General features: G+C 53.1%; 4 protein-coding genes, 1 rRNA gene and 1 riboswitch. All 5 genes read left to right on the forward strand.

The window, feature by feature from the left end; all coding sequences use genetic code 11:
• The first annotated feature begins 11 nt into the window (after positions 1 to 11).
• Positions 12 to 1,016: an AAA family ATPase gene (locus XI25_RS30120; RefSeq protein ID WP_235440511.1), complete on the forward strand. Its 1,005-nt coding sequence runs from the start codon at positions 12 to 14 to the stop codon at positions 1,014 to 1,016.
• Complete coding sequence (locus XI25_RS31720) at positions 1,013 to 4,612, forward strand: transglutaminaseTgpA domain-containing protein (RefSeq protein WP_052759807.1); 3,600 nt, start codon at positions 1,013 to 1,015, stop codon at positions 4,610 to 4,612. Before XI25_RS30120 ends, XI25_RS31720 begins: the two co-directional genes overlap by 4 nt.
• Before the next feature lie 172 nt (positions 4,613 to 4,784).
• Positions 4,785 to 6,323, forward strand: coding sequence for a glutamine-hydrolyzing GMP synthase (gene guaA / locus XI25_RS30130; protein ID WP_046681517.1), 1,539 nt, complete (start codon positions 4,785 to 4,787; stop codon positions 6,321 to 6,323).
• 363 nt (positions 6,324 to 6,686) lie between these two features.
• A riboswitch (purine riboswitch) is annotated at positions 6,687 to 6,786 on the forward strand.
• Between the two features lie 185 nt (positions 6,787 to 6,971).
• Entirely contained in the window at positions 6,972 to 8,339 is a 1,368-nt protein-coding gene (locus XI25_RS30135) for an NCS2 family permease (protein WP_046681518.1), read from the forward strand.
• A 497-nt stretch (positions 8,340 to 8,836) separates the two neighbouring features.
• A 16S ribosomal RNA gene (locus XI25_RS30140) occupies positions 8,837 to 9,111 on the forward strand; the annotation flags it as partial.

Consider the following 9,111-nt stretch of genomic DNA (forward strand, 5'->3'; position numbering starts at 1 on the left):
GTTGGATTTCATTGTTTAGTTCATCCCTATATCAGGAAGAGCCCATGCATCCCGACTGGGCCCCGGAACTCCTTAACAGAATCGTTGAAAAAGCGGGAACCGTCATCGCCGGCCATAACGAGGAGATCCGGCTGGTGCTTATCGCTATGCTCGCAGGAGGGCATATTCTGCTGGAAGACGTGCCGGGCGTAGGCAAAACCATGCTGGTTCGCACCGTTGCCGCGACCTTGGGCTGTGATTTCGGACGAATTCAGTTCACATACGATTTGGTGCCGGGGGACATCACCGGAACTTCCGTCTATTATCCGAATAGCGGACAATTCGAGTTTAGACCCGGACCGGTTCTTTCAAGCCATATTATATTGGCCGATGAGATTAACCGCGCTTCGCCCAGGGCACAGTCGGCCCTGCTGGAAGCCATGGAGGAACGAAAGGTTACGGTAGACGGGCAGACTTATCCGCTTCCGTCCCCTTTTTTCCTGCTGGCCACGCAAAATCCGTACGAGTTCGAGGGGACGAATCGGCTGCCGGAAGCACAGATGGACCGGTTCTTAATGCGGCTTTCGCTCGGGTATCCGGCATTCGAGAACGAACTTATGATGCTGGAGCGGGGAGACGGCCGGAATCCGTTGGACCATCTTAAGCCGATGGTCGCCGCATCGGAGTTGGTCTCGATGCAGCTTAGCGCAACCCGGGTTTACGTTGACGAAAGCATCAAAAAATATCTGGTTGCCGTAGCGGACGCATCCCGAAAGCAAACGGGCGTACGGCTTGGCATAAGTCCCCGGGGCACGCTGGCCTGGATGCGGGCTTCCCAAGCCTCGGCGTTTATGGATGGACGGATGTACGTGATCCCGGACGATTGCCTTCGCGTTGCCGTTCCGGTGCTTGCCCACCGGATCCAGCTTGCCTATGAAGCAAGGTCTTCGGGGATCGGGCAGACGGAAATGGTCGATGCCTTGACGAAGATGTTCGAGCTGCCGAGGCAGCGCAGCCGGAAAGGCGGGCGGACATGAGCCGCCGGGGGTTGGAATGGTCCAGGGCGCTATGCATATGGCTTTTCAGCGGGGGCTTGTACGTGTGGCTCGGCGGGCCCTCGCTGCAGTTTTTATGGATGCTCTGCTCATCCATGGTCGCTGGCGGAATCCTGCTTACCGCATTCGGCCCCAAAAAAATCATGATCAGCCGTCAAATTGATCCTGCATGTCTATACGCGGGCGAAGAGGTTCAAATTACGGTTACCTTGAAATTTGCATCGCGGCTGCCGCTGCCATGGATTATGCTGACCGAGAAAATCGGAGGCCATACCGTCCGTTTGCTGTGGTTTCCCGGCTTCCGCCGTTCGGTCTGCCGCTCCTATAAAATCAGGCCGGAACAGAGAGGAAGCTGGCCCGCAGTCGATGCGCGCGTAGAGTGGGGCGACATGTTCGGGTGGTTCCGCTCGTACAGAGCGGTGATGGGCAGGGAGGGGTTAACGGTCCTTCCTCGGCCGTTAGGCCTGCGCGGGATAACGGATCTGCATTTGGGAACGGAGGGAGAGCCCAGATCTGCCCCTTCCGCTTTCTCTTCCGCGGGAGGACAGGAAATCAGGGATTATATGGCCGGAGATCCTCTGAACCGGATTCACTGGAAGAACAGCGCCCGTCTCGGCCGTCTGCAGACGCTTCTGCCGCAAGCGGGACGGAGCGGAAGACGGTGCATCATTCTTGAAACCTCCCGGGACGGATATCCGGTCCTTGATGGTTCCCAACCGGGAGATGCTTTTGAAAACGCGGTATCCGTCACGGCCGGCTTGTTGTACTCTTCTGCCGTGAGTCTTGAACGGACGACGCTTCGAATCGGAAGAAACCGACGGCCGCCCGTTCGGTCTGAACGTACGCCGCATGGAGAGGATCATGAAATGCTTGTGCCGCTTGCCGGCATTTGCCTGCAGAATGAAAGCCGCGTAACGGCCGATTTGCTAGAGGAGTCGGCAGAGGAAGACAGGTCGAGCGAACTTCTTGTCGTGACCGGAGTACTGAGCGAGACGGTGACGGACGCCGCGGTTCGCCTGCTGGCCGCGGGAAGGAAGCTGAGCATTTATTGCACCCATCCGATCTTTAACGTTTCGAGGGAGGCGGGCCATGAGTTTGCCGGAAACGGGAACGGCGCCGCGTCCATGTCATGGAGGGTTGGAAAAACACGCCGGAGGATCGGTTTTTGGCTGCGGGGGGCAGGCTTTTTTTCATCGCGTCCGGCGGGGACATATGCGAAGTTATCTCAGACAAGGGAGGGCATGGGAAGGATGGATCGTTTGAACGGCTTGTCCGTTAAAGCTCCGGTATCCGCTGCCGTCCGGAAAGGCCGAACAGATGAATCTCGCCTGGCCCGCTTCTTTTTTCGCGACGCGCCCGGCACGCTATTCATGAGGGTGTTCATGAGCCTGCCCGTATTCGGCTTGTTTGCCGAATGGTTGATTCCGCTGCGGGGGTTGGGGGGAGATAACGGGTCCTTGCTGCTGGAGTCCCTCTTCATGCTGGCCGGATTTTTGCTGCTGCAGGGGCTGACCACGCTACGGGAGTGGGTATGGTTCCCTCTTAACGCCGTTATCGTTGTGCTGATGTGGGGAAGCCTGTTCGAGGCCGGCAATCCGGCAACATGGTTGTCCAGGTATATCCAAGTAACTCTCCCGCAGGATTTCTCCGTATTCGGCGGCCCTTGGCAGTTCAGTGATCTGAGCGGCGAAACAAGGGCGGTTATTCTTCTTTTGGGCTGGGGGATCATGGTTTCCGCTGTTCAGATGTTGGTCTTGCACCGGGGAAGCATTTGGTTGTTCGGGGGAACCACTCTTGTTTATTTGGCCGTATTGGAGGCCGGGCTTGAGCTTTCCGTTTACAGCGGGATGTTCAGGGCCTCATGCTGGATTTTGATCGTTCAGGGTTTCATGCATTTCATGAGGGTGCAGGCCGAGGCAAACTCCGGAACGGGGTCCTCCCCCGCCGGGGAGAAGGAAAAGCGCGAAGGAGTCCTCTTTCTGCGGTGGAGCTTATATGTGCTCGCGGTGACGGCCGCAACAGCGGGCATGGTTTCCGCCGGGGGGGCATGGATGCCCCCTGTTTCCGGCAGCGGCCTAAGCATTTCGGGGATGGCTGAAAAGCTGAAGCAGTGGTCCGCCGGAGGTCTGGAGGATACCGAGCTTTCGGAGAAGATCAGCCTTACCGGCTATGATACGCTGTCGCAGGATATGGGGGGACCGCTCATTCCCGGGAAGGAACTCTTTTTTACCGCAGAGTCGCCCGTCCCGGTATATTGGCGCGGGGAAGCCTTGGATCAGTATACCGGCAGAAGATGGATCGGCAAAGAAGATGGCGTTGACCCGGCAAATAAATCTGCAGGATCTGTAAAGTCCGCGGCGGAGATCGAGGACCAGAGTAAGGGCAACCGCGTGGTTCAAAAAATAACCTTGGCTCAAACGGCTTCCGACGGCATGCCTCTTTTTTCCGGCGGGTTCATTACGAAAGTCATGGAGACAGCCGATTACGGCGGGGCGGAGGTTAACCCGGTGTTGGCCGTGGATCCGTTATCCGGTACGCTGCGATTTCAGGAGAATTCCCATCGGGTCTCCTCCTATACGGTGGAGGCCAGGCTGCCGGTACCGCCGGAAAGATTGCGTCACTCGAAAACAACGGCCTCGGTAACCGCCGCCGACTCCGAACTGCTGGTTAACCTGAAACTCCCGAAGCATTTGCCCCAGCGGATTCGCGATTTGGGGAGCAAACTTACATCCGGTTATGCTGGAACGTATGAAAAAGCGCGTGCCGTTGAATCCTATCTTGAGCAGAATTATGCTTATACCCTGAAAACGAAGGTCCCTCCCCCGGGGCGGGATTTTGCCGACCATTTTCTGTTTGATGCCAAAGAAGGATACTGCTCGCATTTTGCAACCGCCATGGTTGTCCTGCTTCGTTCGCAGGGAATCCCCTCCCGGTATGTCATCGGTTTTGCGCCGGGACAAAAAGTCGAGGGAACGGCCAACGCTTACCGGGTGACACAGGGGGAGGCCCATGCCTGGGTAGAAGTATATTTCCAGGGGCAGGGATGGGCGGCGTTTGATCCGACACCGGGCTTTGATGCCGGAGAGGCACCCGTTTTGGAAGATGAAGCACCAACCGCAAAGCCGCTGAATCTATCCGGACGAATGATGGAAACGCTGCAAACCCTTTGGTCTTCCGTCAGTCGGTGGTCAGGCGCTCACGGGCCTTTCCTGATTGCGCTTTTCCTGCTGTTATTCATTCCTTTGATGGCGGCGTTGATATCCGCGTCAGTCCGAAAAGGCAACAGAATTTCCGGGGGAAACGCTTGTGTCAAGCCTTCAACCGATCGTGATCGGCTGCTGCTTGCTTCCACGCGGGTTTGGAGGCGGTTGGAGAAACATTACGGGCCGTTTCAGCCGGGAACTACTGTGAAAAAGTACATACAGTCCTTAGATATCAAGGACAGCGATTTGAGTCAGGAGCTGGTATTATTTTCAATCAGGTGGGAAAAAGCGGCGTATGGCAAGCAACCTCTTAGCCGTACGGAAAAGGTGCAGTATTTGCGCCAATGCCGAACACTAGTCAAAAAACTGGGATGAGTGTTGCTTTCGCTTTATATATGGGAAAGAAACATTTATCCATTCTTGGCTTATATTGCTCAAAAGAACGCCATCTCCCATGAAAAGGACGACGGACCTGTTTTTTGCTTGTCTTGACGGTATGAATTGGGGTTGCGTATAATTAATCTCAATAATTGAGGGAGGCCCGGTAATGAACAAGCCTAATGAAATCATCGTCGTCTTGGACTTCGGTGGACAGTATAACCAACTTATAGCTCGACGGATTCGTGACTTGGGCGTATACAGCGAGCTTTTGCCGTATAATACGCCTGTTGAAAAAATCAAGGAAATGTCTCCGCGAGGCATCGTCTTCTCCGGCGGTCCATCCAGCGTATACGCTGAAAACGCGCCTCATGTCAATCCCGCAATTTATGAGCTGGGACTTCCGATATTCGGAATTTGCTACGGCATGCAGCTGATGGCCCAGCAGCTTGACGGCAAAGTCGAGCGTGCCGCGAAACGCGAATACGGTAAAGCCGATCTTCAGTTTAACGAAGGCTCCGCGCTGGTTAAAGGCCTGGAGAACAAGCAAACCGTGTGGATGAGCCACGGTGACCATGTGGTATCGCTGCCGTCCGGATTCAAGCTGGACGCAGGTACGGAGTCCGCCCCGATTGCCGCCATGAGCCATGAAGAGAAGAACCTGTACGCGGTGCAGTTCCATCCGGAGGTTCGCCACTCGGTCCATGGCAACGAAATGATTCGAAACTTCCTGTATGAAGTCTGCAAATGCGAAGGCAATTGGTCCATGGAATCGTTCATTGAGGATCAGATCCGCGAGATCCGTGAAATCGTGGGAGAGCAAAAAGTGCTCTGCGCGCTCAGCGGCGGTGTCGATTCCTCCGTTGTGGCCATGCTGATCCATAAAGCGATCGGCGACCAGCTTACCTGCATGTTTATCGATCACGGGCTGCTGCGCAAGGGAGAAGCGGAGAGCGTCATGGAGACGTTTGTCGGCAAGTTCGACATGAAGGTCGTCAAGATCGATGCGAGCGAGCGTTTCCTGTCCAAGCTTAAAGGCGTAGACGATCCGGAACAAAAGCGCAAAATCATCGGCAACGAATTCATCTATGTGTTTGACGAGGAATCGGCCAAGTTTGACGATTTTGCGTTCCTGGCTCAGGGCACCCTGTATACCGACATTGTCGAAAGCGGAACGGATACGGCGCAGACGATCAAATCGCACCATAATGTCGGCGGATTGCCTGAAGACATGAAATTCAAGCTCATCGAGCCGCTGAAGGCGCTGTTCAAGGACGAAGTCCGCAAGGTCGGCGAGGAGTTGGGCTTGCCGAAGGAAATCGTATGGCGTCAGCCGTTCCCGGGACCGGGTCTCGCCATCCGTGTGCTGGGCGAGGTTACGGAGGACAAGTTGACCATCGTTCGCGACTCCGACTACATTTTGCGGGAAGAGATTGCCAAAGCAGGTCTCGACCGCGAAATCTGGCAGTACTTTACGGCGCTGCCGAACATGAAGAGCGTTGGCGTTATGGGAGATGCCCGTACGTATTCTTATACGGTCGGCATCCGCGCGGTAACTTCCATCGACGGAATGACAGCGGACTGGGCACGTATCCCTTGGGATGTGCTTGAGAAAATTTCCGTTCGAATCGTCAATGAGGTGGATAACGTAAACCGCGTCGTTTACGATATTACCTCCAAGCCGCCGGCAACGATCGAGTGGGAGTAGTCATTTGACGCTCCAAAACCAGATATACTTTTGAACTATTCGAAACGCCTCTCCGTAATCGGGGGCCTGCCGTGAAGGCAGGAACTTCGACCCGCCGGGAGGCGTTTTTTTGAAGATATAAGAAAGTATAAGCTTCGGAGACGCGGCTTCCTTATCTCGCAAGAAAAACTTCCGCTAAAAGCGGTCTGTCTTCTGTGAAGTACGTCGATAGACGTTTTTCTTACCGGAAATAGGGGCTTCCCAACGATCTGTACGTGAATATAATCATCAATTTCCGAACATTATAAATATTTAAAACCCTTAATATTCGCTTTTATTGTTGACAAAATTCGCCCTTCGTCCTAGAATAAGTTTTGTAATTGACGACAACGATATATGCTTTTTCGTATAATCCCGGGGATTGGCCCGGGAGTCTCTACAAGGTCACCGTAATGATCTGGCTACGAAAAGAAGAGCGGTTATGGCACATCATGCGGCTATGCTGCATCCGGAGTGTGAATGAATGAATTTGTTCAGGCTCCGGGTGGCAGCATAAAAGATGAGGGTGTGTCGTCGCTATGCGACTCTTTTTCAAGCGTGCCCTGGGGAGAAAAACTTCTCGGGGCTTTTTCGTCGTTGGTCACTAATTTTAAGGGGGACATCTCAACAATGGAGCGTTTCTTTAAATTAAAGGAACACGGAACAAACGTCAGAACCGAGATTATCGCAGGATTGACGACTTTCATGACGATGGCTTACATCCTCTTTGTCAACAATCTGTTTCTTGGTCCTGGTGGGGCGGGCATTCCGCAGGAAGGTGTATTTTTCGCCACGGCGGTTGGTGCGGGTCTCGTAACGATCGTGATGGGATTGTTCGTCAACATTCCGATCGCGCTTGCTCCGGGTATGGGTCTAAACGCTTATTTTATGACCGTCGTGCTGAGTTCAAACGGAGCCATTACATGGCAGGCAGCCTTGGGAGCGGTATTCCTCTCCGGTATTGTTTTCATCATTCTTACGGTAACGAAAGTACGCCAGATGCTCTTGACCGCTGTACCTAATAATTTGAAAATCGCGATCACGGTCGGCATCGGCTTGTTTATTACGATTGTCGGTTTGAAGCTTGCCAACCTGGTGATGGTTAACATCAACCCGGGTACGGATATCAGCCATCCGGTTTCGGGCGGCGGCTTTAATCTCACTTTAGGGAACTTCGTTGAGCAAAAGGATACGCTGCTTGCTTTGATCGGGCTGTTCCTGATTGCCATCCTGATGGTTCTTAAAGTAAAAGGAGCCCTGTTGATCGGCATCATCGCTACCACGCTGATCGGCATTCCGATGGGAGTAACGGACGTATCGGGTCTCGGCAGCGCAAACTGGATCCCTTCGTTTGACAACCTGGCCATTGGTCAGATGGATATCAAAGGAGCCCTCGGTATCGGTCTCCTGGAAGTCATCTTTATCTTTACGTTCGTCGAGCTGTTCGACACGTTCGGCACGTTGGTAGGCACCGCAGGCCGTGCGGGTCTCTTGAAAAACAAAGAGGAAGGCGAGAAAAAACTCGGTAAAGCGATGCTCGTCGACGCGGGCGGCGTCAGCGCTGGCGCATTCCTCGGTACAAGCACGATCACCGCGTTCGTTGAGAGCGCGTCGGGTGTTGCGGCAGGCGGACGTACCGGTTTGACCGCTGTGACAACGGGAGTGCTGTTCGTGCTTTCGCTGTTCCTGGCTCCCCTGGCTCTGGTTGTTCCTTCGGCGGCAACCGCACCGGCCTTGATCATCGTCGGTGTCCTGATGATGAGCCAAGTGCGCGATATTGATTGGGATGATTTCTTTGTTGCTTTCCCTGCATTTCTGACCATCATTCTGATGCCTTTCACCGGCGGGATCGCAAACGGTATTTCCGCGGGAATCATTTCTTACGTAGTACTTGCCGTTTTTGCAAAAATGGCAGGTCGCGATATCAAGGTTCACTGGCTGATGTGGATTCTGTTCGTGATCATTATCTTACGCTATGTATTCTTGGGTATCGAATAATCGTTAGTTTAAACCGTCTCTATATGGAGGCGGTTTTTTGATTTTGTGATTGAATTTTCAGGGGGAAATCGGGGATATATATTGAAGTAATTTTTCAAGGGCATAAAAACTATCCTTAGAGCTAAAAATAATTTGAACAAAACACTTGCAATCTTGGTTTGATTCATGTTATATTCTATATCCGGCCGCGAAATGAGGCTGGCGCAAGACATCGAAATACCAAGCTCATGAATTTGATCGAAAAATTAATTTTAAAAAAAGCTTGCTAACTTCGAGAGAGTGTGATATATTATAAAAGTTGCTGATGCGAACGAGTTTCGCTGGCGACGATGAAGAAGTTGATCTTTGAAAACTGAACAACGAGTGAGTTAAACCGATCTTGCGTTAAGCAAGATCATAAATGAGAATTTTTAATTCTCGTCAGTTTTTCTAAATGAGCAAGTCAAACTTCGGATGGAACACCTCATCACCTTCGGGTATGAGCCTCCTTCTGATCCTTATTGGAGAGTTTGATCCTGGCTCAGGACGAACGCTGGCGGCGTGCCTAATACATGCAAGTCGAGCGGAGCTGATGAGGTGCTTGCACCTCAGATGCTTAGCGGCGGACGGGTGAGTAACACGTAGGCAACCTGCCCTCAAGACTGGGATAACTACCGGAAACGGTAGCTAATACCGGATAATTTATTTCGCCGCATGGCGGAATAATGAAAGACGGAGCAATCTGTCACTTGAGGATGGGCCTGCGGCGCATTAGCTAGTTGGTGGGGTAACG

This window comes from Paenibacillus sp. DMB20 (assembly GCF_000987955.1).
In the GTDB taxonomy this organism is placed as follows: Bacteria; Bacillota; Bacilli; order Paenibacillales; family Paenibacillaceae; genus Paenibacillus_AQ.